The organism is Paractinoplanes ovalisporus (assembly GCF_016834655.1).
GTDB lineage: Bacteria > Actinomycetota > Actinomycetes > Mycobacteriales > Micromonosporaceae > Actinoplanes > Actinoplanes ovalisporus.
Window position 1 is genome coordinate 1 of sequence record NZ_JAENHP010000001.1, and the last position, 25,740, is coordinate 25,740.

The following is a 25,740-nucleotide window of genomic DNA, read 5'->3' on the forward strand; positions in this document are numbered from 1 at the left end:
ACAGCCACCCGTCGCCCCGCCACCACAACCACCCCACCTCGTCGCGCCACCACAACCACCCGACCTCGTCGCGCCATCACGGCCGGCCGTCGCCCCGCCACCACAACCACCCGACCTCGTCGCGCCACCACGGCCAGCCGTCGTCTCGCCACCACGACCGCCCGGCCTCAGCGCGCCACCACAGCCACCCGTCGCCCCGCCACCACAACCACCCCACCTCGTCGCGCCACCACAACCACCCGACCTCGTCGCGCCATCACGGCCGGCCGTCGCCCCGCCACCACAACCACCCGACCTCGTCGCGCCATCACGGCCGGCCGTCGTCTCGCCACCACGACCGCCCGGCCTCAGCGCGCCACCACAGCCACCCGTCGCCCCGCCACCACAACCACCCGATCTCATCCCGCCATCAGGGCGACGCGGCCGAGCAGGCGCCAGGCCAGGACGCCCACCGAGCCCGCGACGACGGCGGCGCCCAGAAGGCAGGGCCAGGCACGCCAAAGACGGTGGGCGGTGGCCAGCCAGACCAGGACCAAGAGCGGGAGCTGGATCCGTACGGCCTGGGCGGCGACGTAACCGTTGGCGAACGGGTCGGTCAGCGCGAGCAGCCGCCACGGCGGAACCTGGACGGAAGACCAGCCCTCGCTGGCGAGCAGGCCACAGGCCAGGCCCAGCGCCACGGCCGCGCTCATGGCGGGAGCCGTCCGGACGAGGTGTCCCAAGTATCCGAACACCGGACCGGCGACGAGCGAAGCGACCAGCCACACCCCGGTCATGAACGCGACGTCGCGCAGGCCGTCGGCGGCGCCGCCCGCAAGCCAGCGCTTCGTCCCGACCAGCACCAACCCGTAGTAGACGAGGGTCGCGACCGCCAGCACCGCGGTGGCCCGCAGCATCGCCGGCCGCGCGCCTCTCTCTTCGGACCGCACGTCAGTCGCTCGCTCGGTCGCTTGCCTAGTCGCTCCTCCGGCCGCTTGCCCAGTCGCTCCACCGGCCCCTTGCCCAGTCGCTCCACCGGCCCCTTGCCCAGTCGCTCCACCGGCCCCTTGCCCAGTCGCTCCACCGGCCCCTTGCCCAGTCGCTCCACCGGCCCCTTGCCCGGTCACTCCACCGGCCGCTTGCCCGACCGCACGGCTGGTCGCACGGCTGGTCGCTCGGCCCGTCAGGAACGCAGCCAGGCCCCACGCGAAGCCACTGCTGGTCAGCGCGATCATGACCTGGCCGGCGGGGCCGTCGATCAGGTCGGCCAGGAAGGCGAAGAACCCGAGCGCCACCGCCGGCAGCAGAACCGCGGCCACTTTGCCTCCCCCTCGCGTGGACCCGCGCCACGCCGGGACCAGTGAACACGAAACGGATTCCGGTGGCGGAGTGACCTGGTTCGGCGCGATATGGAATTCTTGCGGGCTATGACGACGCCGCAGCCGCCCGAGCAGTCTCAGCCCGCTCCGGTCCCGCCGCCTCATCAGGACACGCCGGGTTCCGGCACGCCGAGCTCCGACCGGCCGTCTGCGCTGGACACGCCGGGCGCGGGTGCGTCGCCCCAGCTCGACACGCCGGGAGCGGGTGCGCCGCTCCGGGCCGACACGCCGGGCGCGGGTGCATCGCCCCACGCCGACACGCCGGGCGCGGGTGCGCCGCTCCAGGCCGACACACCGGGCGCGGGTGCGCCGTCGAACGCCGTTGAGCCCGCTCATGTCCCACCGCCGAACGTCGTCGAGCCCGCTCGGGAGGTCTGGGGTCCACCGGCACAGCCCGCTGACGAGACGCCGTGGCAGGAGCAGGTCACGGTTCCCGCTCCGGAGGCCGCGCAAGCCGAAACACCGCCACCGGCCACGGGCGGCTCGCGGACGATCCTGCTCGCCGGTGGCGCCGGGGCTCTCGTCGGAGCCCTGGTCGTCGGCATTTTCTGGGCGGCCAGTTCGTTCGTCGGAAGCAGCGGCAGCGACGCCTCCGACGACGCCGCGGCCGCGTGCGGCGTGTTCGAGCGGGTGCCCGACTCGTGGCAGCCCGAGACCGTCACCGAGCTCACCACCTACCAGGTCGGCGGCGCCATCGCGCTCGCGCAGGCGGCAGGCCAGGGTGACGCGAAGTACCGGGTGCTGGCGGCCCAGGCACAACAGGTGCAGCAGGCCTACGTCACGTTCAACGTCGACCGGGTGGCCCAGCTCATCAACGACGTCCGCAACACCTGCAACGAGCTGTAGACCTAACGCTTCTTCGGACCGGCGTCGATCTCGTCGCGGCGGCCAGTCACGAGACCGTCGAACGCGTCGTCGGGCAGCGGCTGGGCGTCGCTGAACTTGATTCCGCCCTTGGTCGACTCGTACCCGTCGAGTCCCGCCACCACCGCCGCGACGACGTCGGCGCTGAACGGGAACACCGAGTTGCCGTGCTTGGCCGCCACGACGCTGATCAGTGGCTTGCCGCGGTACCGGTGGGCGGCCATGCCGTAGCTCCGCCCCTCTTCGGCGTCGGGCACCAGAGAGACAACGCGTTCCCGGAGCCGTTCGAGCATCGCCCGCGACGGCTCGCCGACTCCGGCGATGTAGTCCGTGACCTCACCCATGCTTGTCATCCTGCCCGCGCGGGCGGCCGTTCCGCAGCCACCGGACGCCAGTCAGGCCCACCCGCGCCGTCGACGCGGGCGCATACCCGGTAGACGCCGGCCATGTCGACCCGGACCGTGACTCCGCAACCACCAAACGCCGGTCAGGCCCACCCGGGACCGTCGCTCCGCGGCCACCGGACGCCGGTCAGGCCCACCCGGGACCGTCGCTCCGCAACCACCGGACGTCGGTCAGGCCCACACCCCGGACCGTCACTCCGCGGCCACCAGACGCCGGTCAGGCCCACCCGGGACCGTCACTCCGCGGCCACCAGACGCCGGTCAGGCCCACCCGGGACCGTCGCTCCGCGGCCACCGGACGTCGGTCTGGCCCACCCCGGTCCGTCGCTCCGCAACCACCGGACGCCGGTCAGGCCGCCGCGGTCGAGCGGCGCATCATCGAACCGATCAGGGTGGTGGACCGGCGGCGGCTGAGCAGGACCCGGCTCGCGGCCACGGCGAAGCGGTTGGCGCGTCCGACGACCACGCTGGGTGGCGGGTTACGTCGTGACAGCGCGCTGAACGCCGTGTCGACCACCTGCGCGGGAGTCATGCGGCGGGAACCACCGTCGGCGCTGCTGCCGGCCACGTCGAAGAACTCGGTCTGGGTGGCGCCGGGCGACAGGGCGAACACGCGCAGCCCGGTGCCACGCGATTCGTACCAGAGGGCCTCGGTGAAACTCAGCACGAACGCCTTGGTCGCGCCGTAGACGGCCATCGTGGGGTTGGCCTGATACGCGGCGACGCTGGCCACGTTGATGAGGAAGCCGTCAAGACGGTCGATGAACGTACGGCTGATGTCGACCACGCTCGTCACGTCGACCGCGATCTCGGCCCGCAGCCGCGCCGGGTCCTCCTCACGGAACGGACCGTGGGTCGCGAATCCGGCGTTGTTGACGATGCTCGTGATCTTCACGCCGCGGTCGGCCAGCTCCTTGTCGAGCACGGCGCCGACCTCCGGCGTGGTGAGGTCGGCGGCGATCGTGTGCGCCCTCACGCCGTACGTGCTGGTCAGTTCCTCGGCCAGAGCGTTCAGGCGGTCGAGGCGCCGCGCGACAAGAACGAGGTTGGCGCCGCGGGCAGCGAGCCGTCGGGCGAACTCGGCACCGATGCCCGAACTGGCGCCGGTGACGAGAACGGTCTGGGTGCGATAGTCGATCGGCTTCATGCTGTCACGGTAGGCCTGTCTGGCACTAAGTGTCAATCAGGCACCTCATGGCATACTGCACGGGTGAGCACTCTGTGGAGCCGATCCCGGCAGGCCGCCATCACCGAGGTCATCGCGGTGGCCATGGACCTGTTCCTCGACAAGGGCTTCGAGGCGACGACGTTCGACGACATCGCCGCGGCGGCCGGCATCTCCCGGCGGTCCCTGTTCCGCTATTTCGGGACGAAGGAAGACATCGTCCTGTTCCACATGGCCGACGAGGGCCCTCGAGCGGCCGCCGCGCTGGCCGCCCGCCCCGACGACGAGCCCGTATGGACCGCGCTGCTGGCCATCCTGAAGCAGATCGAGAACGAGACCGGCGACCCCGCGCGGCTCCTCAAGATCTCCGAGATGATGTACGGGACCCCGTCGTTGCGCGCCCGCAGCCTCGAAAAACACCTGCAGTGGCAGTCCGACCTGCTGCCCGAGGTCAAGCGCCGCCTCGCCACCGAAGCCGACCTCCCCGCCATCGCGATCATCGCCAGCGCCGTGGCCTGCCTCGACGCCGCGGGCGAGCAGTGGACCCGGGCCCGAGGCGCCATCCCCTTGGCCGACCTGCTCGAGGAGGCGTTCACCGCCGTACGGGAAGCTCGGTAGTGCACACCAACCGGTGGAAGCAACCGACGTCGTACGGGAGGCCGTTGTGATGCACGTCGACCGGCTGGACGAAACATCAGGCTTCGGACGGGAGACCGTCTTGATGCACGCCGACCGGCTGGACGGAACATCAGGCTTCGGACGGGAGACCGTGTAGTGCACGCGGATCAGCTGGTGATCACGCCGGACATGGTTCGCGCGCTGGTCGACGCCCAGTTTCCCGAGTGGCGCGACCTGCCCGTCCGCGAGCTGGCGACCCAGGGCACCGTCAACGCCATCTTCCGCCTGGGCGACGCGTACACCGCCCGCTTCCCGCTCCAACTCCGTGCCGACGCCCGCGCCTGGCTGGAACGCGAGGCCGCAGCCGCCGCCGAACTCTTCGGACGGACCCGCTTCGCCACGCCCGAGCCGATAGCCCTCGGTGATCCCGGCGCCGGTTACCCTTCGCCGTGGTCGGTCCAGACCTGGCTACCCGGCGCGACCGTCACCGACGAGCCCCTGGGTGACGCTTTCGCCGGCGACCTGGCCGAGTTCATTTCCTCCGTACGCGCCATGCCCACCCACGGCCGCACGTTCACCGGCCCCGGCCGCGGCGGCGACCTGAAGTCCCAGGACGAGTGGCTGGAGACGTGTTTCCGCGAGAGCGAGTCCATGCTGGACGTCCCCGCCCTGCGCAGCCTCTGGTCCGAGCTACGCACCCTCCCCCGCGGCGACACACCAGACACCATGACCCACGGAGACCTGATCCCCGGCAACGTCCTGGTCACCAACGGCCGCCTGACCGGTGTCCTCGACGTGGGCGGCCTGGCCCCCGCCGACCCCGCGCTCGACCTGGTGAGCGCCTGGCACCTGCTGGACGCCGCCCCACGCCAGGCCTTGCGCGACGCCCTGCCGCACAGCAACGCGGAGTGGCAACGCGGCCGGGCGTGGGCCTTCGCCCAGGCGATGGGCCTCCCCTGGTACTACGCCCGCACCAACCCACCGATGGCCCAGCTGGGCCTGCGAACCCTGTCCCGAGTCCTCGCCGCCTGAAACACCCGCAGGCCCCAGCCATCGCCCCACGCACGCTCCCCATTCGACTGAACGCTCCAGCCCCCGACACCGAGACCTGGCACTCAGTCAACGCACCCCTTGAAGATCCACCCCCCGGCACAGGGGCAGCTGGGGAAGATGTCGGGGCGGCCGCGCGGCGCGACACGGCACTCAGGCAACACGCGCCCGGGGACCCCCAGCACGCGACACGGCATTCAGGCAACGCACGCCCGGAGGCCCCCAGGACGCGACACGGCACTCAGGCAACACGCGCCCGGAGACCCCCAGCACGCGACACGGCATTCAGGTAGACACGCACCCTCTCGACTGCAAGCCCAGCCCCGCACCGCACTCGAGCCACGCGCTCTCCCCGTTTACGGGCCCCAGCCCGGCTCCATGGCACCGTGGTCGAGCCCCACGTAAGCCCCCCGACGAACTGGGCACGCGAGCTCGTCGGGCCGTAGGAGGCGGTCGAGGTGAACGGTCCGGGTAGCGACTCCTATCCCACTACCCGCCCTACCAGGGGGCCTCCGCCCACGGCCAATTATGGCGGGGAAAGGCGATCTTTGCGGGTGATCGAGGGGTGGCCTGTGGACAGACCGCCGGCTGTGGATAACCGTGCGGAGGGTGGCGGCCGGGTGGAGCTGGGGTTTTGACATTGATCTGGGCGGATGGTGGGGTTGGGGCGTGAAGGGTCAAGTTGTGCACTCCCCGGCCGGTGACGCGGTTGTGCTGGATGACGTCGGGCAGACGGTGCTTCTCGACAACGATGTCGTACGGGTCTGGGACGTCGCGCTTCGAGCCGGCGAGAACCACCCCTGGCATCTGCACCACAACCCGTACGTGGTGTTGTCGATCTCGGGGTCGGAAGCTCGCATGGACTGGCTCGACGGCAGCGAACCGCGGTTCTTGAACGAGTATCGCGGCGGGTCCGTCTATCGGCCGCTGTCGCCTGTGCACCGGCTTACCAACATCGGAGAGCGGTTTTATCAGAACCGGCTGGTTGAGCTCAAAGACCTGGGGGAGAACCTTCCAGAACCGGTCGACATCGGGGTCGGGGATCGTAGCGTCGAAGGGGAGCGTCCGGGGCCGGCTACCGCTGACGGGCGGCTTCCGGTGATTCTGCACCCGCACGCGTCGGTGTGGACGGTCGCTGTTGAGGAGGGGGACGCCCGCAAGCTCGACCTTGGAGACCGGCCGCACGTCATCGCCGAGCTCGAGCGGGACGGGGGCGTCGCGTTCCACCCGGGTGGGCCGGTCACGCTGACCGGGCCCGGTGAGTGGTTCGTGCTGGAGCTGAGCTACTAGCGAAAGCGGGAGCGGAACGGGCCGAAGCGGGAGCGGAACAGGCCGAAGCGGGAGCGGAACAGGCCGAAGCGGGAGCGGAACAGGCCGAAGCGGAAGCGGAACAGGCCGACGCTAGCCGACGGTGAACACCTCGAAACCGGCCGCATACTTGACGCCCAGCCGACTGCCGGCCTGGCGGGAGAAGCCCTCCAGGAACTCCTCGGCATCGAAACCGGAGCCGTCGGGGCCACCCCAGTTCAGGCCGCGCAAATAGGCGTCATGAGCCTCCAGCGAACGCACCCCGAGCGCGAACGTGTCGGTGACGTCCACGCCGTGGCGGGACAGCGGCGAACCGGCGGCCCACACCTGACGGACGCCGCCCCACTTCTCCAGGCCCTGGTCGCGGAACACCCAGCGGTTGGCGGCGTCGCGGACCGCGTCCAGCACCGAGCGGCCGGTCACGATGTGGTCGGCCATGTTGAGGGCCGTGCCCTCGCGGTCCCAGCTGTCGCGGAAGTTGTTCGTGATGACGATCTCGGGACGGTGCGTACGGATCGAGCGGGCCAGGATCTCCCGCAACGGCACCCCGCCCTCGAGCACGCCGTCGGGCTGGCCCAGGAACTCGACCTGGGACACGCCGACGATCGCGGCCGAGGCGCGTTGCTCCTGTTCGCGCAGGGGGCCGGCCTCGGCGGGGTCGATGCCGTCGATGCCGGCCTCGCCGCTGGTGAGCAGCACGTAGATCACTTCTTTGCCCTGGGCGGTCCAGCGGGCGATCGCCGCGGCGGCGCCGAACTCCAGGTCGTCGGGGTGCGCCACGATCGCGAGGGCACGCTTCCAGTCTTCGTCGAGCGGCTGCCACTGAACGTCATCGGTCATGCGTCCCATCATGCGCCGGCCGGGGCGGCAGAGCGCGAGGCTCATTCCGTACGGGGTGAAGCGAAGCTCATTCCCGTACGGGGGAAAGTGCCGCCCGACCGAGCCGACGCGCCAGCACATCGCAGCGGTCGCGCAGCTCGGGCGGCTCCACCACCTCGAAGTCGTGACCGAGCAGCACGATGTGCATGAGGATGAAGTCGAGACTGCCCGCCCCACTGGTCACCTCGCACGTGTCGCCGGCCAGGGGACGTACGACGGCCGCGGTCGCCGGAATCTGGGCGCGGACCGTGTCGAAAGGCGCGTGCACGACGAACCGGGCCTGGTAGCGGTAGACGCGGCTGGACACGCTCTCCTGCACGTACGAGGCCGCGTCCGGCGCCTCCCGCGGACGGAACCGCCACGTCCGTACGGAAATATCTGACATGCGGTCGAGCCGGAACGTCCGCCAATCGTCGCGCCCCAGGTCGTACGCCAGCAGGTACCACCGCCGGTCCGAGGCGACCAGGCGGTACGGCTCGATCCGCCGCTCCTGCCCCTTGTAGACGAAACCGACCTCAACCTCGTCGCGGCAGGCCCGCGCCAGCGTCATCAACGCCTCGGACTCCACGGGTGGCCGCCCGGCCGCGCCTAAGGACGAGACCGAACCGGCCAGCGCCCGCATCTCGTGCCGCAACCGAGTGGGCAGCACCCGGTCGAGCTTGGTCAGCGCCCGCAGCGCGGCGTCACCCGACTCGGCCCCGGCCAGCAGGGCGACCGCGGTCGCGATGGCCTCCTCGTCGTCGAACAGCAGCGGCGGCAGATCCTGGCCGGGGCCGAGCTGGTAGCCGCCGCCGACACCCTGGCCGGCGTGCACGGGATAGCCGAGGACACGCAGGCGTTCGACGTCGCGCCGGACCGTCCGGGTGGTGACCCCGAGCCGCTCAGCGAGCTCGGGTCCGGTCCAGACGCGGCGCTGCTGGAGCAGCCCGAGCAGGGCGAGCACCCGCTCGGTGGTCCCCATGTCCTCCATGCGGATCACTCTTCCAGACATTGCGGACCGATCCTGTCCTCCTTCCGTGCGAGGGTGGGGTCATGGACCGATTCGACTGGAACCGGACGCTGCGTGAGCAGTGGGAATGGCACTGGGACAACCAGGTGCGGGAGCGGTTGGAGGGGCTGACCGACGACGAGTACTTCTGGGAGCCCGTGCCCGGCGCGTGGAACGTACGGCCGCGGGGCGCGGACTGGACGATCGACTTCGCTTTCCCGCAGCCCGATCCGGCGCCCGTGACGACGATCGCGTGGCGGCTCGGGCACGTCATCGTGGGCGTGCTGGCCGTGCGCAACGCCGCCCACTTCGGCGCGGCGCCGGCGTCGTACGAGGATTGGCCGTACGCGGGAAACGCCGCCCTCGCCCGCAAACAGCTCGAAGAACAGCTCGACCTGTGGATGGCGGGGGTGCGCGCCCTCGGCGAGGATGGGCTGCGCCGCCCGTGCGGGCCCGCCGAACCCTACCCGGACGCGCCGATGGCGACGCTCGTTCTGCACATCCACCGTGAACTGATCCACCACCTGTCCGAGGTCGCCCTGCTGCGCGACCTCTACCTGAGGGGAGCCACCCGATGAGCCGTACGATCCAGGTCACTTTTGACGCGCACGACCCGAAGATGCTGTCCACCTTTTGGCGCGACGCCCTCGGCTACGTGCATCCCGGCCCGCCCGGGGTCACGGTGGAACCGGGCACCGACCCCCTGGACGCGTGGGACGAGTTTCTCGAACGCAACAACGTGCCGATGGAGCGCCGCAACGCCGCGTCGGCCCTGGAAGACCCGGACGGTACGGGCCCGCGCATCTTCTTCCAGCAGGTGCCGGAGGACAAGGTCGCCAAGAACCGGCTGCATCTGGACGTCCGGGCGGCGCCCGGTCTCGACGGCGACGACCGGATGGCCGCCCTCGAGAAGGAGTGCGACCGCCTGGTGGGCCTCGGCGCCAAGCGGATCAGCCGGTCCGAGCCCGCTCCCCCGATGAGTTTCGGGTTCATCGTGATGAACGACCCCGAGGGAAATGAGTTCTGCCTGGACTGACCGTTCGGCACGATGGGGCCATGGCGAATCTCGGTCTGGTGTTCAACGACGTTCCGGAACTGTACGAGCGGGCCCGCCCCGGCTACCCCGACGCCCTGTTCGACGACCTGTCGGCGATCACCGGTCTGGGCGCCGGCGCGAAGGTGGTCGAGGTCGGGGCGGGCACCGGCCAGGCGACGCGGTCGCTGGCGAGGCTCGGCTGCGCGGTGACGGCGCTGGAACCCGGCCCCGACCTGGCCGCCGCGCTGGCCCGCAAGCAGCTGCCCGACGTTGACGTGCTGAACACGACCTTCGAGGAGTGGCAGGCCGGCGCCGGGGGCTTCGACGCGGTGGTGGCCGCCTCCTCGTGGCACTGGGTCGACCCGGCCGTCGGCTGGCGCAAGGCGTACGACGTGTTGCGCCCCGGCGGCTGGCTGGCCCTGCTGGGTCACGTGGTGGTCCGCCGGGAGGGCGAGCCCGAGAACTACGCCGAGACGGCCGACCTGCACGAGCGCTACTCCCCCGGCAACCCGGTCTGGGGGCACCCGCCGCTGGAGGAGGAGGCCCGCGGCTCCGACCAGTCGCTCGACCCCCGTTTCGGGCCGGCGATCGTCCGCTGGTATCCGACGGCCCAGGAGTTCGACGGCGCGGGCTTTGCCGATCATCTGCGCACCCTGTCGCCGTACCGCAGCCTGCCCGCCGACGTCCGGGAGCCGCTGCTCGACGCGGTGGCCGAACGCATCCGCACCCGCCTGGGCGACCGGGTCACCCGCCGCTACCTCACCGTGCTGCGCCTGGGGCAGCGAGGCGAGGACTAGCGGCGGCCGCCGACCCGCCACGGGTAGACCGACGCGCCCGCCGGGGCTGAATGGGTGGCGGCTTCGAGCGACGGGGCTTCCAGCAGGGCGGCCCGGCCCAGGTGGGCGGCGCCGTCCAGGGCGAAGAGTTCCCCGTACGCAATGAGGTGTTTGGAGGTTATCGGAGTGTTGCCGCCGGCGATGACCAGGAAGCCGGTGCCGCTCGGGGTGACCGTGCGACGCAGCAGGTTGACGTAGCGGCACAGCATCACCGACTCGAAGACGCCGCCCCGGTAGTACGGCTCCTCATAGGCGAACACGCGCGCCGCCTCCACGTCGGGCAGGTCGGCGATGTGCAGGCTGCCGGTGGGGTCGCCGTGCTCGTCGAGCGTCGGCCCGCGGGCGATGAGACGGTCCGCGTACTCGTCGAGGAACCCCCAGTGCTCCTCGGTGAGCTTCATCTTGAGACCGAGCGAGCCGGGCTTGTCCCGGCCGTACACAAAGAACTGCACGTATACCTCTGTCGGACACGCGCGGCCGCCCGGTGTGCCAGGCACCGGGCGGCAGCAACAAGAACGGTCAGGAACAGTACGTGGTCTGCTTGCCGATCACTTTGTACGGGCAGTCTGCCACCTCGGCCAGAAGCAGCGCGGCCTCCCGGTTGCGGGTCGTCTCACGGGTGATGACGCTGGCCGGCGGATAGAAGCCACCACCCGACGCCGACCGCGGGTACATCTCGAACGTGTAGGCGAAGATCTTGTGCGTGCCCCACAGCCAGTCCAGCAGGTCACCGTCGGTGATGTACAGGTCGGACGACTGCTCCGGCGTGTAGTTGTTGGTGGCGGCCATCTGCCGGCCGAACGTCGAGAACGTGTTGTAGTCGTCGGTCGTCATGCCGGTGGTGGTGTTCGCGGTGGTGTGCCCGAACGGCCAGAGAACCAGTTCCGAGTACGTGTGGAAGTCCATCGCGGCCCGGATCTGCTGCTTGCCACCCACCACCCGGCTGTTCACGAAGTCCCGCACCGCACGCGTCTCCGGCGCCGAGAAGGCCGAGGGCCCACGGTACGTCGCCGAGGACGTGCTGCCCGACGAGCCACCGCAGCAGCCCCAGCGGTAGCCGTAGTTGCGGTTCAGGTCGGTGCCGACGTTCGACGATCCGCTGTTGGGCTGCCGGTTCTTACGCCATGACCGGTAGCTGCCGGTAGCAACGTCGTATTCGGAGCCGTCCGGGTTGACCGACGGGATGATCCAGATCTCGCGGCTGTTCACGATGGAGCGGATCCGGCTGTCCCCCGCATAGTTGCCGGTGTACAGGTTGAGCAGGTAGACCGCCATCTCGACGGTCAGGTGCTCCCGAGCGTGGTGGTTGGCGTCGTAGAGCACTTCCGGCTCGTTCTCATCGGTGCCGACATTGTCCGAGATCTTCACAGCGACGATGTCGCGTCCCTCGTACGTCTTCCCGAGCACCCGCTTGCTGGCGATAGCCGGATAGGCGGCCACGACCCGGTTGACCTCGGTGATCAGCTCGCTGTAGTTGTGGTAAGGAGCGTCCGACGGCGGAAAGTCGAAGGTGGAGAGCACGGGCTGCACGGTGAAGCCCTGCCGCTGAAGGGCCCGCACCTCTTGCGGCGTGGCAGTCACGGTCACCACGGCATGCTCAACACTGTCGATGGCAACGCCGGTGCGGGCAATCTGGTTGCGCTGCCCCTGATTCCGTACGTCGTAGATCTCGTACTGCGCCGGTTCGGTGCTCACGGTCGGCGCCGCATCGGCCGGGACCCCGGCGATCAACGCGCCCAGCATGGCGACGGTCAGGGCGGCCACAGCGGTACGTCGTCGTCTCATGAACGACCTCCAGGTGGGGGAAGATGTCCACCACCCCACCATTGCGCTGCATTGATGGCAATCTATTCGGTCATGCCAATGACTACCTCTTTCCGGAGTGATAGTCGGTCGGCCTGCTTCGGTCGTGGCTTGCCGGGCGCGCGGCGTCGTGGTCCCGCTGACTGCCGCCCCTTCGGCTGCGTGCATGGTTGCGCGGCGTCCCAGGCGGCCGTCGTCGTGGTCAAGGTGGGTGCCGCCGCGCACGCTTTGTTGGGGGCGGGCCGATGCCGTCTCTTGGATTGCGGGAGATTTCATGCTGCCGTTTCTTGCCGCTATTGTTTCGCGGGGCGCACGGCCATTCCGTCAGACGGGAGCGGCGCGGAACATAACCAGCCTCCGGGTGCCTGCGAGGTTCCTTTCTGTTGGCTTCGCCGCTTGGGTCGGTGACGGTTTCGGAACTCCTGGAACCGTCGCGGGGAATGCTTGATTGAGTGGGGCTCGGCAACTGGCTGACGGGCGCGGCTGCGGCTGCGCCTGGCCCCGCTGCGGTTTGCTCTGCGTTCGCGGAAGGCTACGCCGAGACTTCACGACTCGCCGGGTCAGCGTCCCGGTTCACGATCGGGTCTGCCGCCTCCGCGCGCCGTTGCTGGTCAGCGGGCAGTTCCGGCGACGCCTCGCGCGGGCTCGCGGGCGCACCACTTGCCGTCGGCCGGTCACTGGGGCGATCGCGGTCGAGGTTGCGCAGGTAACGCAGGCGCGCGGCGTGGCGCTGAGCAAGACCCCAGGCGCGGTGCCGTTCGTGCTCGCGGCGAAACTCCTCACCCGCCTCAGAATAGTTGCGACGCTTCGTCCGGTCGCGCATTTTGGCGAGTTCGGATGAGGTGAACAATTGAAGCTGGCGCATGCTTAATTATCCCGCACGACCGCCACTCAAGCACCGTTCGATCATGCCAAAATATGTCGATCAACCCATCACCACCGGGTCATTGATAAACTGTTTTCAGAAAGAGAATGGACTCCTCACCGCAAGCGGCCGCAGCAACCCGGACCACGACGCCGCACGCCTGGCAAGCCACGCAACCACCAGCAAAGCGCGAGCGGCCGCAGCAAGCCCGACCACGACGGCGGCCGCCTGGCAAGCGCGCAACCACAAACCGAGCGCAAGCGGCGGCAACAAGCCCAGCCACGACGCCGCGCGCCTGGCGAGCCGCGCAACCACGCACCCAGCTGAAGGGGCGGCAGACAGCGGGACTACGACGCCGCACGCCTGGCAAGCCGCCCAGCCATGCACTCACCGCAAGGGGCGGCAGTCAGCAGGACCACGACGCCGCACGCCTGGCAAGCCGCGGCAACAAACCGATCCTAATGAAATGGCGGCTCCCCAAACGAAGCCCGAATCCGAACAAGATCCCGCAACCGAGGCTCAGTAACCCCCGCCATCCACCGACTGATCGTCTTGGTGGAAACCTCCAACCGCCGAGCAGCAGCCTCAATGGTCAGACCTTCAGCCCGCAACCGATCAGTAAGCCAAGCCGCAAACGTCTGCCCCGACACCAACGGCGGCGGCGCCGGCGCCGTAGCCGGTACGAACACCACGTCCACCTCGGCCGAGGACGGCAAGATGCGCAGCGAGACCTCGATGACCCCGGCCGAGCCGGCGCCCGAGAGCAGCACCCCCGCCACCCTCTCCCCCAGCACCCGCACATCATCGTCCGACACGGGACGGTCGCTCAGGTGGCGGCGTACGAAGTCCCGGACGTCGGGCAGGGCGGACGGGCGGGCCGGGAAGGCTCGCGTCACGATCTCCAGAGGACGTATCTCCACGTGCTCGGGCACGTCCGGCAGCCTATCGGGTGACGGGACAGTCACTGTACGGCGCTACCATCGGCCGATGTCGCCTGCAGAAGAACCGGACGTTCTCCACATTCTCTGGATGAACGGCGGGCTCAGCTGCGACGGCGAGTCGGTGGCGTTGACCGCGGCCACCCAGCCCAGCATCGAGGAGATCGTGGCGGGGGCGCTGCCGGGATTACCGCCGGTGGCTTTGCACTGGCCCTATTTCGACTTCGACAGTGGGCCCGAGCACGCGCGGGACGGGTTCATCCAGTGGTTCCACCGGGCCGACCGGGGGGAGCTCGACCCGTTCATCCTGATCGTCGAAGGTTCCGTGCCGGATGAGGGCAACAAGGACGCCGGGTATTGGAGCGGGTTCGGCAACGATCCGCGGACGGGGCAGCCGATCACGGCTACCGAGTGGCTGGGCCGGCTCGCTCCCAAGGCCACCGCGGTCATGGCGGTCGGCACCTGTGCCGCGTACGGGGGAATCCACGCGATGGCCGGGAACCCGACCGGCGCCATGGGCGTGCCCGATTTTCTCGGCGCGCGGTGGCGGTCGAAGGCGGGGCTTCCGATTGTCTGTGTGCCGGGCTGCCCGACCCACCCGGACAATCTGGCCGAGACCATTCTTCAGCTGCTCTACCAGGTCGGCGGGCAGGCGCCCGCGATGGAACTGGACGAGGCGCTGCGGCCGACCTGGCTGTTCGGGCACACCGTGCACGAGGGGTGTGACCGCGCCTCCTATTACGACTCGAGTGACTTCGCTTCGTCGTACGGCACCTCGAACTGCCTGGTCAAGGTCGGTTGCTGGGGTCAGGTGGTGCGGTGCAACGTGGCCAAACGAGGGTGGATCAACGGGGTGGGTGGCTGCCCGAACGTGGGCGGCATCTGTATCGGCTGCACGATGCCGGGGTTCCCGGACAAGTTCATGCCGTTCATGGAGGCGCCGGCCGTCGAACCGGAGTACGCGCCGCTGGTGCGGACGCTGCGCGGGTTCACGCTGCGGATCGCCGGGGGTTGACGTCCGACATCGCCCGGACGGGGTGGACAGATGTGTCCGACAACAGTGGGTCTGGTGCGGTGGTGGCCGCCGGTAGCAACGTGTGGGCCGGAACAACCAGCGAACCGACGAGGTGGATCCCGTGATCTGGCGAAAACTGTGGGCGCGACGGACGCTCACCGAGATTCCCGTCAGCTGTGGCGGCAGCAAGCGGGAAGGCAGCGCGGGTGCGAAGGCCGGCAGCGCGGGGGTGAAGGGCGGCCGCGCCGGAACCACCCTGGTCGTCCGCGAACCCGAGGCGCAGTGGTGGGCGGAACCGGCCCGGTCGACGATGACCGTCGCCGCCCTCCACGAGGACGAGTGCCTCACAGCAGCGGCGGACCGCCTTGCGCCGCTGGCCGCCGAGGACGAGTTGCTGGTTGTCCTCGGAACGGGCAGGCCGGAGGTGCGGGACACCGTGGTCCGACACCTGCGCCTCCGCCTGCCCCGGCACGACGTGGTCGGGCTGACCACCCGCCCCGGCAACCTGCTGCGGGACGCGGCCACCGTCGAATGCCTGCTCGACCACGGCAGCCTGCCGGTTGTCGTCACCGGCGCGGAAAACCTGTTCGAGGTCACCGCGGCCATCGCCAGTTATCTGCGCGCCGACCGGGTGCTGCGGACCGTCCACACGGCGTGGGAACGCCGGAGAGTGAGTGTCACTTCGTGAGCAACCAGTCCAGCCAGGCGTCCACCCCGTCGCCCCGGGTCGCCGAGAGCGCCAGCACCTCCCGCGGGCCCAGGTATTTCCGGCAGAGGTCGAGGTCGAAGTCGACGTACGGCAACAGGTCCAGCTTGTTCACCACGACCAGATCCGCGGCGGCGAACATGGCCGGATACTTCAGCGGCTTGTCGGTGCCCTCGGTGACCGAGACGACCACGACCCGGGCCGCCTCCCCCAGGTCGAACAGGGCCGGGCAGACCAGGTTGCCCACGTTCTCGACGAACAGCCAGGAGCCGGGGACCGGGTCGAGGCGTTCCACGGCGTCGCGCACCATCGCGGCGTCGAGGTGACAGCCGGCGCCGGTGTTGACCTGCACGGCGGGGACGCCGGTGGCGCGGATCCGGTCGGCGTCCAGGGCCGTCTCCTGATCGCCCTCGATCACGGCGGCCGGCCCGGGGAAGGTCCGCAGGGTGCGTTCGAGCAGGGTGGTCTTGCCCGACCCGGGCGAGCTCATCAGGTTGATCACGCGCAGCGAACGTGACGCGAACCAGTCCCGGTTGTGCGCGGCCAGGTGGTCGTTGCGCGCGAGCACTTTCTGCTCGAGGGTGATCTCTTCGTGGGGATGCCCGCATCCGCAGGTCGCACACATCGGGTCAGCTCACCTCCATCGAGACGATCTGGAGTTCCCGTCCGGCGGTCACGTCGACGTCGGCGCTGCCGCAGGGGCACAGCAGTCCGTGGATCGGACCGTGGTGTCCGCACGTGCGGCACTGCCCGGCCGCCGGCACCGCGACCATCTCGAGCCGGGCTCCGGCGGCCAGGGTCCCCTCGGTGGCGAGGTCGAAGCTGAAGCTCATCGCCTCGGGGACGACCGCGGTCAGGGCGCCGATCCGGAGAGTCACGCGGTGTACCCGCCGGTCGCCGGCGCGGGTGCACACGGCCTCGACGACGCTCTGGGCAATTGCCAGCTCATGCACGGTATGTCCCCATGAGACACATGTGGGTACGAAGGCACGGAACGGATTGACATCATTACACACCGAGGTCCAATCTGTTAGCTGTCTCACACTCCGGGCCGAGCCTTGACCCTGACTGCGCAAGGGGTCCCTGGCCCCGGAAAGCGGGTCTGTCATGTCCGATGCCGGCGACCCCCTGATCCACGTTCTCTGGATCAACGCGGGGCTGAGCTGTGACGGCGACTCGGTCGCGCTGACCGCGGCCACCCAGCCCAGCATCGAAGAGATCGCGCTGGGGGCGTTGCCCGGCCTGCCCCGGATCGCCGTGCACTGGCCGCTGATCGACTTCGAGTGCGGGCCGACCGGCGGCGCCGACGACTTCCTCGAGTGGTTCTTCAAGGCCGAGCGGGGTGAGCTGGAGCCGTTCGTGCTGATCGTCGAGGGGTCGATCCCGAACGAGCTGCTGCACGACGACGGCTACTGGAGCGGGTTCGGCAACGACCCGGTGACCGGGCAGCCGCGCACGACCAGTGACTGGGTGGACCGGCTGGCCCGCAAGGCGCTCGCTGTGGTCGCGGTGGGGACCTGTGCGACGTACGGGGGAATCCACGCGATGGCCGGGAACCCGACCGGCGCCATGGGAGTGCCCGACTATCTGGGGTGGGAGTGGAAGTCGCACGCGGGGATCCCGATCGTGTGCGTGCCGGGGTGCCCGATCCAGCCCGACAACCTGTCCGAGACGCTGACCTACCTGCTCTACCAGGCCACCGGTCAGGCCCCGATGATCCCGCTGGACGACCAGTTGCGGCCGCGGTGGCTGTTCGGCTCGACGGTGCACGAGGGCTGCGACCGGGCCGGCTATTACGAGCAGGCCGACTTCGCCGACGAGTACGGCTCGCCGAAGTGCATCGTCAAGCTGGGCTGCTGGGGTCCGGTCGTGATGTGCAACGTACCCAAGCGGGGCTGGCTCAACGGTGTGGGCGGCTGTCCCAACGTGGGCGGCATCTGCATCGGCTGCACCATGCCGGGCTTCCCCGACAAGTTCATGCCGTTCATGGACGAGCCGCCGGGCGGGAAGCTCTCCACGACCGCGGTCGGCTGGTACGGCACCACGGTGAAGCGGCTGCGCGGGATCACCACGCACACCCTGGACCGGGAGCCGAAGTGGCGGCGGCCGGGCAAGGAACTGACCACCGGCGCGACCCGGACCTGGTGAGGGAGGACGACCATGACCGGCACCACCGAACTCGTCGACATGGCCTGGGACCCGATCACCCGGATCGTCGGCAGCCTCGGCATCTACACCAAGATCGATTTCGCCGGCAAGGTCGTGGCCGAGTGCAAGAGCACCAGCTCGATCTTCCGCGGCTACTCGATCTTCATGAAGGGCAAGGACCCGCGCGACGCGCACTTCATCACGAGCCGGATCTGCGGCATCTGCGGCGACAACCACGCCACCTGCTCCTGTTACGCGCAGAACATGGCGTACGGGGTGAAGCCGCCGCACCTGGGTGAGTGGATCGTCAACCTCGGCGAGGCGGCCGAGTACATGTTCGACCACAACATCTTCCAGGAGAACCTGGTCGGGGTGGACTACTGCGAGAAGATGGTCGCCGAGACCAACCCCGGGGTGCTCGAACGGGCCAACCGCACCGAAGCGCCGCACGCCGGCGAGCACGGCTACAAGAGCATCGGCGACATCATGCGCTCGCTCAACCCGTTCACCGGCGAGTTCTACCGCGAGGCGCTGCAGGTGAGCCGGATGACCCGCGAGATGTTCTGCCTCATGGAGGGCCGCCATGTGCACCCCTCCACGCTCTATCCGGGCGGGGTCGGCACGGTCGCGACGATCCAGCTGATGACCGACTACCTGACCCGGCTCATGCGCTACGTCGAGTTCATGAAGAAGGTCGTGCCCATGCACGACGACCTGTTCGACTTCTTCTACGAGGCACTGCCCGGCTACGAGGAGGTCGGTAACCGGCGCGTGCTGCTCGGCTGCTGGGGGTCGTTCCAGGACCCGGAGGTGTGCAACTTCAAGTACGCCGACATGACCGACTGGGGCCGCCGGATGTACGTGACCCCGGGCATCGTCGTCGACGGCAAGCTCGTCACCACCGACCTGGTCGAGATCAACCTGGGCATCCGGATCCTGCTCGGCTCGTCCTACTACGACGACTGGACCGAGCAGGAGATGTTCGTGACCCGCGACCCGCTCGGCAACGAGGTCGACCGGCGCCATCCGTGGAACCAGCACACCAACCCGAAACCACAGAAACGCGACCTGGACGGCAACTACAGCTGGGTCATGTCGCCGCGCTGGTACGACGGGAAGAACTACCTGGCCCTGGACACCGGCGGCGGCCCGCTGGCCCGGCTCTGGTCGACCGCTCTGGCGGGGCTGGTCGACATCGGCTACGTGAAGTCGACCGGGAGCAGCGTGAAGATCAATCTGCCCAAGACCGCGCTCAAGGGCCCGGTCGAGTTCGAGTGGAAGATCCCGCGCTGGAGCAACACGATCGAGCGCAACCGGGCGCGGACCTACTTCCAGGCGTACGCGGCGGCCTGCGCGCTCCACTTCGCCGAGAAGGCCCTGGCCGAGATCCGGGCCGGCCGCACCAGGACGTGGGAGTCGTTCGAGGTGCCGGACGAGGGCATCGGGTGCGGGTTCACCGAGGCCGTCCGGGGTGTCCTGTCGCACCACATGGTGATCCGCGACGGGAAGATCGCCAACTACCACCCGTACCCGCCGACGCCCTGGAACGCGAACCCGCGCGACAGCTACGGAACCCCGGGCCCGTACGAGGACGCCGTCCAGGGCCAGCCCATCTTCGAGGAGAACGACCGGGAGCACTTCAAGGGCATCGACATCATGCGTACGGTCCGCAGCTTCGACCCCTGCCTGCCGTGCGGCGTGCACATGTATCTGGGCGGCGGGAAGAAACTCGACCTGCTGCACTCGCCCACCCAGTCCGCCGGGATCGAGTGATCCGTGGGCCCGTACGACTGGCGGTCCGCCGCCCGGCGCATCGACGCGCTCGCCGTCGGCGACTCGGCCGAGGAACTGGTCCGGGTCGTGGCCGACCTCTACGGCGCCGGGCTGGAACGGATCCTGGAGGTGCTGCACGAGCAGGGCGCGCTGACCGACGAGGTGGCGGCCGCGCTGGCCGGCGACGACCTGGTGACCGGGCTGCTGCTGGTGCACGGCCTGCACCCGTACGACGCGAAGACCCGCATCACGGCCGCCCTCGAGGGCACGGGCGTGGAGGTGGTCGAGGTGACGGCCGACGGGGTGTGCCGGTTGCGGCTTCCGGCCGGGCACCCGCCGCACGGCCTGCAACAGACCGTGGAAGCGGTCGCCCCCGAGGTGACCCGCATCGAGACCGAGCAGCCGCCGCCGGTCATCCCCGTGTCGTCGCTGTTCTCCCGCGTAGGCGGCTCGTCGTGACCTCACCCCTGAACACGTTGCGCCGCATCGTCCGCGCCGAGAAAAGCCCGGCCGAAGAGCGCTGCGACATGTGCGCGGAGCGGGTCGCCCCGGACCATCAGCACCTGGTCGACCTGCAGTCGCGGCAGCTCATGTGCGCCTGCCGGCCGTGCTGGCTGCTGTTCGCCGACGACAACGCGCACCAGCGTTACCGGGCCGTCCCCGACCGTGTGCTGGCCGTCGACCCGCCGGCGCTGGACGACCAGCAGATCCCGGTCGGGCTGGTGTTCCTGTTCCGCAACTCGGCCCGCGACCGCATCGTCGCCCTCTATCCCGGCCCGGCCGGCGCCACCGAGTCCGAACTGGACATCGCGGCCGACGACCCGGCCTTCGCCCAGCTGCGCCCCGACGTCGAGGCGTTACTCGTGCGGCAGGGCCGGGACGCCTACCTTGCCCCGATCGACGCCTGCTACGAGCTGACCGGGCGGCTGCGTACGGTGTGGCGCGGTTTCGACGGCGGCCAGGAGGCGCGCGACGCGGTCGACGAGTTCTTCACGCGGCTGGCCGGAAAAGTCGGGCGCGGAAAATGACCGCGTACGTCTTCGAGGTGCTCGACGTGTCCGCCGAGCCCTACGCCGTCGCCCCGCAACTTACTGCGCGTTTGCGCATCGCGGAGACCACCGGGGAGCGCGTGCACGCAATCGCGCTGCGCTGCCAGGTGCGCATCGAGCCCCAGCGCCGCCGATACGACGAGAACGAACAGGACGCGCTGCGCGGATTGTTCGGTGAGCGCAGCCGGTGGGCCGAAACGCTCAAACCGTTCCAGTGGATGCAGACGAACACCACCGTGCAGGGTTTCACCGGCGGGACCGAGGTCGACCTGGCGCTGCCGTGCACCTACGACCTGGACGTCATCGGCACCCGTTTCCTGCACGCGCTCGACGCCGGGGACGTGCCGCTGGACTTCCTGTTCTCCGGCACCATCTTTCTGCGCGGCCGCACCGGTTTTGAGGTCGAGCAGGTGCCCTGGGCCTGCGAGGCCCGCCACGCGATGCCGGCGCAGGTGTGGCGCGACATGATGGCGCTGTACTTCCCCGACAGCGGCTGGCTGCGGGTGAGCGCCGACGTGCTCGACGACCTCGCCGCCTACCGCGCGCGGCACGACCTGATCAGCTGGGACGAGACCCTGCGGCGTCTGCTGGGGACCGAGCCGTGAGCGCGCTCGCCGCCGCCCGGGCGGTCGCCGACGCCGTCCTCTACGAGGGCTACCTGCTCTATCCCTACCGCGCGAGCGCCGTCAAGAACCGGTCCCGCTGGCAGTTCGGCGTCCTCGGCCCGCCGGCGGCGGCGCCATCGGCCTGCGCCGAGCCTCCCTCACTCTCGCTGCAATGCCTGCTTGCTTCCCCCGTACGGCCCCCGGCCGTGACCCTGCATCTGCGCTTCCTCCAGGTGCAGGCCCGGCAACTGCTGGACGCGGCCCGCAATCCGGTGCCGTCGCTCGCACCCGGGTCGCGGACGCTGGTCAGCTGGGACGAGGCGGTCGAGCACGAGATCACGCTGTCGCCGTGGGCCGCGACCTTCGACGTCGACGTGCCAGGCGGCGAGGACGAGGAGCGGGTCGACGGTGGCTGGATCGTGCGCCGCCGCGAACCACTGACCGCCCTGGTGCGCACGACGGCCGAGCCGGACGGCGACCTGCTGCGCCTCACGGTCACGGTCGCCAACACCGAACCGCGCGTGGTGACCGGCAAGGAGGAGGCCGCCCGCCGCTCGCTGGTCGGCGCCCACCTGCTGCTGGCCGCGCGCGACGGCACGTTCGTCTCACTGATCGACCCGCCGCCCGGGGCCGCGGCCGCCGCCGCCCGCTGCCGCCAGGACCGCTGCTGGCCCGTGCTCGCCGGGCCGGACGACCTGTTGCTGGGCGCGCCCATCATCCTCTACGACCACCCCGCGGTGGCCGCGCAGAGCCCCGGTGACCTGTTCGACCTCACCGAGATCGACGAGATCCTGACGCTGCGGGTGATGACGATGACGGACGCCGAGAAGGCCGAGGCCCGCGCGACCGACGAGCGGGCCCGGGCGATCGTCGACCGCTGCGACAACCTCGAACCCGGTGACCTGGAACGGCTGCACGGCGCCTGGCTCGACGCCCCGGCCGACAGTTCGCTGCTGATCGACGGGGTCCCGGTGGCCGAGGGCAGCCTGGTCCGGCTCCGGCCGTCGCGGCGGGCCGACGCGCAGGACATCTTCTTCGCCGGCCAGGTCGCCCGGGTCACCGCCGTGGTGTCCGATGTGGACGACAACACACACGTGGCCGTCGTGCTCGTCGACGACCCGGCGGCCGACCTGCACGACTGGTACGGCCGCTACCTCTATTTCGCGCCCGGCGAGCTGGAACCGCTCGGAGAGGGGACCTGAATGCTGAAGTTCATCGGTTTCGTGACGCTCGTGGTGACCGGCCTGGTGTTCGTGTGGCTGGCGAACCTGCTGCTGGCCTCGATTCCCGACATCCAGCGCTACCTGAGGATCCGTTCGATGTGAACGTGCTGGTGGCCGGAATCGGCAACATCTTCCTGGGCGACGACGGCTTCGGGCCCGAGGTCGTCCGGCAGCTCGGCGCCTCGGAACAGCCGCCGGGGGTGCGGGTGGCCGACTACGGCATCCGCGGCATGCACCTGGCCTACGACCTGCTCGACGGCTACGACCGGCTCGTTCTCGTGGACGCGCTGCCCGGCCCCGCCCATGCGCCGGGCGAGGTGGTCGTGCTCTCGGTCGGGCCGGACGACCTCGGAGAGGGCGACTTCGACGCGCACGGCATGAACCCGGTCGCGGTGCTGGCCTCGGTGACGCGGCTCGGCGGGACGCTGCCCCCGACGTACGTGGTGGGCTGCGGGGTCGCCTCGACGGCCCAGGGCATCGGGCTGTCGCCCCGGGTGTCGGCGGCGGTCCCGGCGGCCATGGAAGCGGTCCGCTCGCTCTACGCCGGCGCGGGGAGGCCCTGATGTGCCTCGGCATCCCCGGTCAGGTGGTGGAGGTTCTCGACGGGTTCGCCGGGCAGCTCGCGACGGTCGACGTGGCCGGGGCGAACCGCCGGGTCAACATCGGCATGCTGGACGCCCCGCCGGCCCCGGGCACGTGGGTGCTGATCCACCTCGGGTTCGCGGTCGAGGTCATCGACGCCGAGGGGGCCCGGACCGCGATGGCCGGGCTCGAACTGGTCGGTCGGGGTCGCCGGATCCGCCGCCGCTACACCGTTTCCGGGCTCGTGCAGGGGGTCGGGTTCCGGCCCTTCGCCTACGCGACCGCGGCCGAGCTGGGGCTCACCGGGTCGGTCGCCAACACCGGCGAGGGCGTGGTGGCCGAGGTGGAGGGCGACCCGGAGGCGGTGGACGAGTACGGGCGCCGGCTGCGCGCGGACGCTCCCCCGCTCGCGATGGTCGTCGCGGTGACCGCCACGGATCTGGCCGTGCAGGGCGGCACCGGTTTCACCATCTCGGAGTCGCACGGCGGCAGCGTCCCGGCGCGCACACTCGCCTCGCCGGACGTGGCGATCTGCGAGGACTGCCGCCGCGAACTGCGCGACCCGGCCGATCGTCGCTACCGGCACCCGTTCATCACCTGCACCAACTGCGGGCCCCGATTCACGATCATCAGTTCCCTCCCGTACGACCGGGACCGCACCACCATGGCCGGATTCCCGATGTGCGCCGCATGCCGGGCCGAATACTCGGATCCGGCCGACCGCCGCTTCCACGCCCAGCCGATCGCCTGCCCCGCGTGCGGGCCACGGCTCTCGCTCGTGGATGCCGCGGGCGCGACGCTGGACGGCGATCCGATCGGGGCGGCCCGCGAGCTCCTCGCGGCCGGGCGGATCGTTGCCGTGAAAGGGCTCGGCGGCTATCACCTGGCCTGTGACGCCCGCAACCCGGCCGCCGTGGCCCGGCTGCGGCGTCGCAAGCAGCGCGGCGGCAAACCGTTCGCGGTGATGGCGGCCGACCTGGCCGTGGCGCGGAAACTGGTCGAGGTCGACACCCCGGCGGAACGGCTCCTCAGTGGCGTACACCGTCCGATCGTGTTGCTGCCCCGCCTTCCTGGCGCGGGATTGGCCGACGAGGTCGCGCCGGACAACCCCGACCTCGGCGTGATGCTGCCCTACACCCCGGTGCACCTGCTGCTGTTCGGGCTGCCCGGGGACCCGCCGGGGCCGGACGTGCTCGTGATGACGTCGGGCAACCTCTCGGGCGAACCGATCGTCTACGACGATGCCGAGGCGCGGCAGCGGCTCGGGGCGCTCGCGGACGCGTGGCTGGCGCACGACCGGCCGATCCGGGTGCCCTGCGACGACTCGGTGAGCCGGCCCGGTCTGCCGATCCGGCGCTCCCGGGGTTACGCGCCCCTGCCGGTCGCGCTGCCGTTCGAGGTCGCGCCGATCCTGGCCGCCGGCGCCGACCTCAAGAACACGTGCGCGGTGGCGGCCGGCCGGTACGCGTGGATCAGCCAGCACGTCGGGGACATGGACGACCTGGCCACCATCAACGCGCTGAGCGCCACCGCCGAGCATCTGTCGGCGCTGACCGGGGTGGAACCCGGGGTCGTCGTGGCCGACCTGCATCCGGACTACCGGTCGGCGCAGTGGGCGCGGCGCCGGCATCCGGAGGTGCGGCTGGTGCAGCACCACCACGCGCACATCGCCTCGGTGATGGCCGAACACGGCCTGGGCCCGGACGAGCGGGTCATCGGGATCGCGTTCGACGGCACCGGATTCGGGCCGGACGGCGCGGTGTGGGGCGGTGAGGTGCTGGTCTGCGACTACAAGGCGTACGAGCGGGCGGCGCACCTGGCCTACGTGCCGCTGGCCGGCGGGGACGCCAGTGTGCGGCGGCCCTATCGGATGGCGCTGGCCCACCTGCACGCGGCCGGGGTGCCGTGGGATCCGGCGCTGCCGCCGGTCGCGGCCTGCCCGGACGACGAACGGGATCTGCTGGGGCGGCAGTTCGCGAGCGGGGCCGGGTGCGTGCCGACGTCGAGCATGGGCCGCCTGTTCGACGCGGTGGCCTCGCTGACCGGGGTGCGTCAGATCGCCGAGTACGAGGCGGAGGCGGCCATGGTCCTCGAAGGGCGGTCGCGTACCGCGTTGAGCGCGCTCGGGGATTCGTACGGAAGAGGTTCACGCACCGCTCCGGACGCGGGCGCGGGTGCGTACGGATGGGAACTGAAAGCCGACGGACCGCTCGTCGCCTCACCCGGCCCGATGATCCGCCGGATCGCGTCCGACGTACTGGGCGGAGTGCCGGCGGCCGTGATCGGGGCGCGCTTCCATGCGGCGGTGGCCACGCTCATCGCCGAGCTGGCCGAGTATTGCCGCGCCCGCAACGGGATCGACGTGGTCGCGCTCGGCGGCGGGGTGTTCCAGAACGCGCTGCTTCTCGGGCTCGTCGAGCCGTTGCTTGGCGAGCGTGGCTTCACGGTGCTCCGGCCGAGGTTGCTGCCGCCCAACGACGGCGGCATCGCGCTCGGTCAGATCGCCATCGGATCGGTATAGGAGGGC

Annotated in this window: 29 protein-coding genes; 18 read left to right on the top strand and 11 right to left on the bottom strand. The window is 70.3% G+C overall.

Features of this window, described 5'->3' with window-relative positions:
- Nucleotides 1-398 precede the first annotated feature (398 nt).
- The gene (locus JIG36_RS00005; RefSeq protein WP_236045459.1) at nucleotides 399-929 is read right to left on the bottom strand and encodes a DUF6518 family protein; all 531 of its coding nucleotides are present in this window, start codon (nucleotides 927-929) and stop codon (nucleotides 399-401) included.
- Between the two features lie 477 nt (nucleotides 930-1,406).
- Between JIG36_RS00005 and JIG36_RS00010 the strand changes: the two genes are divergently transcribed.
- Nucleotides 1,407-2,204, top strand: a complete 798-nt coding sequence (locus tag JIG36_RS00010) for a hypothetical protein (protein ID WP_203373869.1) — start codon at nucleotides 1,407-1,409, stop codon at nucleotides 2,202-2,204.
- A gap of 2 nt (nucleotides 2,205-2,206) precedes the next feature.
- Here the strand turns inward: JIG36_RS00010 and JIG36_RS00015 are convergent, their stop codons facing one another.
- The gene (locus JIG36_RS00015; protein ID WP_203373870.1) at nucleotides 2,207-2,566 is read right to left on the bottom strand and encodes an iron chaperone; all 360 of its coding nucleotides are present in this window, start codon (nucleotides 2,564-2,566) and stop codon (nucleotides 2,207-2,209) included.
- Between the two features lie 409 nt (nucleotides 2,567-2,975).
- Nucleotides 2,976-3,773 (bottom strand): SDR family NAD(P)-dependent oxidoreductase, encoded by a 798-nt coding sequence (locus JIG36_RS00020; RefSeq protein ID WP_203373871.1) that lies wholly within the window; start codon nucleotides 3,771-3,773, stop codon nucleotides 2,976-2,978.
- A 63-nt stretch (nucleotides 3,774-3,836) separates the two neighbouring features.
- Here JIG36_RS00020 and JIG36_RS00025 point away from each other — a divergent pair, with 63 nt between their 5' ends.
- The 3 genes from JIG36_RS00025 to JIG36_RS00035 all read left to right on the top strand — a co-directional run bounded on the left by JIG36_RS00025 (nucleotide 3,837) and on the right by JIG36_RS00035 (nucleotide 6,749).
- On the top strand, nucleotides 3,837-4,409 hold the full coding sequence (locus JIG36_RS00025) for a TetR/AcrR family transcriptional regulator (protein WP_307872495.1): 573 nt from the start codon (nucleotides 3,837-3,839) through the stop codon (nucleotides 4,407-4,409).
- Between the two features lie 156 nt (nucleotides 4,410-4,565).
- Nucleotides 4,566-5,441 carry an aminoglycoside phosphotransferase family protein gene (locus tag JIG36_RS00030; protein ID WP_307872496.1) on the top strand — a complete coding sequence of 292 codons (876 nt, stop codon included), beginning with the start codon at nucleotides 4,566-4,568 and terminating at the stop codon, nucleotides 5,439-5,441.
- 687 nt (nucleotides 5,442-6,128) lie between these two features.
- A complete protein-coding gene (locus tag JIG36_RS00035; RefSeq protein WP_203373872.1) occupies nucleotides 6,129-6,749 on the top strand; it encodes a cupin domain-containing protein in 621 nt (206 codons plus the stop codon).
- A gap of 111 nt (nucleotides 6,750-6,860) precedes the next feature.
- Here JIG36_RS00035 and JIG36_RS00040 read toward each other — a convergent pair whose 3' ends face one another.
- Nucleotides 6,861-7,607 carry a PIG-L deacetylase family protein gene (locus tag JIG36_RS00040; protein ID WP_203373873.1) on the bottom strand — a complete coding sequence of 249 codons (747 nt, stop codon included), beginning with the start codon at nucleotides 7,605-7,607 and terminating at the stop codon, nucleotides 6,861-6,863.
- A gap of 67 nt (nucleotides 7,608-7,674) precedes the next feature.
- Nucleotides 7,675-8,616: a helix-turn-helix transcriptional regulator gene (locus JIG36_RS00045; protein WP_203373874.1), complete on the bottom strand. Its 942-nt coding sequence runs from the start codon at nucleotides 8,614-8,616 to the stop codon at nucleotides 7,675-7,677.
- A 62-nt stretch (nucleotides 8,617-8,678) separates the two neighbouring features.
- Between JIG36_RS00045 and JIG36_RS00050 the strand changes: the two genes are divergently transcribed.
- The 3 genes from JIG36_RS00050 to JIG36_RS00060 are packed head-to-tail and all read left to right on the top strand — an operon-like array spanning nucleotide 8,679 to nucleotide 10,467.
- Nucleotides 8,679-9,212: a DinB family protein gene (locus tag JIG36_RS00050; RefSeq protein WP_203373875.1), complete on the top strand. Its 534-nt coding sequence runs from the start codon at nucleotides 8,679-8,681 to the stop codon at nucleotides 9,210-9,212.
- Nucleotides 9,209-9,670, top strand: a complete 462-nt coding sequence (locus JIG36_RS00055) for a VOC family protein (RefSeq protein ID WP_203373876.1) — start codon at nucleotides 9,209-9,211, stop codon at nucleotides 9,668-9,670. Before JIG36_RS00050 ends, JIG36_RS00055 begins: the two co-directional genes overlap by 4 nt.
- Nucleotides 9,671-9,690: 20 nt before the next feature.
- Nucleotides 9,691-10,467 (top strand): class I SAM-dependent methyltransferase, encoded by a 777-nt coding sequence (locus JIG36_RS00060; protein ID WP_203373877.1) that lies wholly within the window; start codon nucleotides 9,691-9,693, stop codon nucleotides 10,465-10,467.
- On the opposite strand, the gene JIG36_RS00065 is transcribed toward JIG36_RS00060, so the two are convergent.
- The 4 genes from JIG36_RS00065 to JIG36_RS53810 form a co-directional block, all read right to left on the bottom strand.
- On the bottom strand, nucleotides 10,464-10,958 hold the full coding sequence (locus tag JIG36_RS00065; protein WP_203373878.1) for a YciI family protein: 495 nt from the start codon (nucleotides 10,956-10,958) through the stop codon (nucleotides 10,464-10,466). The two genes, JIG36_RS00060 and JIG36_RS00065, sit on opposite strands and share 4 nt — an antisense overlap.
- A gap of 67 nt (nucleotides 10,959-11,025) precedes the next feature.
- The gene (locus JIG36_RS00070) at nucleotides 11,026-12,291 is read right to left on the bottom strand and encodes a M14 family metallopeptidase (protein ID WP_203373879.1); all 1,266 of its coding nucleotides are present in this window, start codon (nucleotides 12,289-12,291) and stop codon (nucleotides 11,026-11,028) included.
- A 550-nt stretch (nucleotides 12,292-12,841) separates the two neighbouring features.
- Complete coding sequence (locus tag JIG36_RS00075; protein WP_203373880.1) at nucleotides 12,842-13,174, bottom strand: hypothetical protein; 333 nt, start codon at nucleotides 13,172-13,174, stop codon at nucleotides 12,842-12,844.
- 458 nt (nucleotides 13,175-13,632) lie between these two features.
- Complete coding sequence (locus JIG36_RS53810) at nucleotides 13,633-14,106, bottom strand: helix-turn-helix domain-containing protein (RefSeq protein WP_203373881.1); 474 nt, start codon at nucleotides 14,104-14,106, stop codon at nucleotides 13,633-13,635.
- 55 nt (nucleotides 14,107-14,161) lie between these two features.
- Between JIG36_RS53810 and JIG36_RS00085 the strand changes: the two genes are divergently transcribed.
- Both JIG36_RS00085 and JIG36_RS00090 read left to right on the top strand, forming a co-directional pair.
- On the top strand, nucleotides 14,162-15,127 hold the full coding sequence (locus tag JIG36_RS00085; RefSeq protein ID WP_203373882.1) for an NADH-quinone oxidoreductase subunit B family protein: 966 nt from the start codon (nucleotides 14,162-14,164) through the stop codon (nucleotides 15,125-15,127).
- A 121-nt stretch (nucleotides 15,128-15,248) separates the two neighbouring features.
- A complete protein-coding gene (locus tag JIG36_RS00090; RefSeq protein WP_203373883.1) occupies nucleotides 15,249-15,815 on the top strand; it encodes a hypothetical protein in 567 nt (188 codons plus the stop codon).
- Here the strand turns inward: JIG36_RS00090 and hypB are convergent.
- Nucleotides 15,805-16,458, bottom strand: a complete 654-nt coding sequence (hypB, locus tag JIG36_RS00095) for a hydrogenase nickel incorporation protein HypB (RefSeq protein ID WP_203373884.1) — start codon at nucleotides 16,456-16,458, stop codon at nucleotides 15,805-15,807. The two genes, JIG36_RS00090 and hypB, sit on opposite strands and share 11 nt — an antisense overlap.
- A gap of 4 nt (nucleotides 16,459-16,462) precedes the next feature.
- Complete coding sequence (locus JIG36_RS00100) at nucleotides 16,463-16,786, bottom strand: hydrogenase maturation nickel metallochaperone HypA/HybF (protein ID WP_203373885.1); 324 nt, start codon at nucleotides 16,784-16,786, stop codon at nucleotides 16,463-16,465.
- A 154-nt stretch (nucleotides 16,787-16,940) separates the two neighbouring features.
- Between JIG36_RS00100 and JIG36_RS00105 the strand changes: the two genes are divergently transcribed.
- The 9 genes from JIG36_RS00105 to hypF are packed head-to-tail and all read left to right on the top strand — an operon-like array spanning nucleotide 16,941 to nucleotide 25,734.
- The gene (locus tag JIG36_RS00105; protein WP_203373886.1) at nucleotides 16,941-17,981 is read left to right on the top strand and encodes an NADH-quinone oxidoreductase subunit B family protein; all 1,041 of its coding nucleotides are present in this window, start codon (nucleotides 16,941-16,943) and stop codon (nucleotides 17,979-17,981) included.
- A 12-nt stretch (nucleotides 17,982-17,993) separates the two neighbouring features.
- Complete coding sequence (locus JIG36_RS00110; RefSeq protein WP_203373887.1) at nucleotides 17,994-19,754, top strand: nickel-dependent hydrogenase large subunit; 1,761 nt, start codon at nucleotides 17,994-17,996, stop codon at nucleotides 19,752-19,754.
- Nucleotides 19,755-19,757: 3 nt separating this feature from the next.
- Complete coding sequence (locus JIG36_RS00115) at nucleotides 19,758-20,213, top strand: NifU-related iron-sulfur-binding protein (protein WP_203373888.1); 456 nt, start codon at nucleotides 19,758-19,760, stop codon at nucleotides 20,211-20,213.
- A complete protein-coding gene (locus JIG36_RS00120) occupies nucleotides 20,210-20,782 on the top strand; it encodes a DUF5947 family protein (RefSeq protein ID WP_203373889.1) in 573 nt (190 codons plus the stop codon). The genes JIG36_RS00115 and JIG36_RS00120 overlap by 4 nt, the downstream gene beginning before the upstream one ends.
- A complete protein-coding gene (locus JIG36_RS00125; protein WP_203373890.1) occupies nucleotides 20,779-21,408 on the top strand; it encodes a DUF6084 family protein in 630 nt (209 codons plus the stop codon). The genes JIG36_RS00120 and JIG36_RS00125 overlap by 4 nt, the downstream gene beginning before the upstream one ends.
- Nucleotides 21,405-22,610, top strand: coding sequence for a hypothetical protein (locus tag JIG36_RS00130; RefSeq protein WP_203373891.1), 1,206 nt, complete (start codon nucleotides 21,405-21,407; stop codon nucleotides 22,608-22,610). The genes JIG36_RS00125 and JIG36_RS00130 overlap by 4 nt, the downstream gene beginning before the upstream one ends.
- Nucleotides 22,611-22,733 (top strand): DUF6893 family small protein, encoded by a 123-nt coding sequence (locus JIG36_RS53055; protein ID WP_268919480.1) that lies wholly within the window; start codon nucleotides 22,611-22,613, stop codon nucleotides 22,731-22,733. It abuts the gene before it with no gap.
- Complete coding sequence (locus JIG36_RS00135) at nucleotides 22,730-23,194, top strand: hydrogenase maturation protease (RefSeq protein WP_203373892.1); 465 nt, start codon at nucleotides 22,730-22,732, stop codon at nucleotides 23,192-23,194. Before JIG36_RS53055 ends, JIG36_RS00135 begins: the two co-directional genes overlap by 4 nt.
- Nucleotides 23,194-25,734 (top strand): carbamoyltransferase HypF, encoded by a 2,541-nt coding sequence (gene hypF / locus JIG36_RS00140; RefSeq protein ID WP_203373893.1) that lies wholly within the window; start codon nucleotides 23,194-23,196, stop codon nucleotides 25,732-25,734. Before JIG36_RS00135 ends, hypF begins: the two co-directional genes overlap by 1 nt.
- The last annotated feature ends 6 nt before the right edge of the window (nucleotides 25,735-25,740 follow it).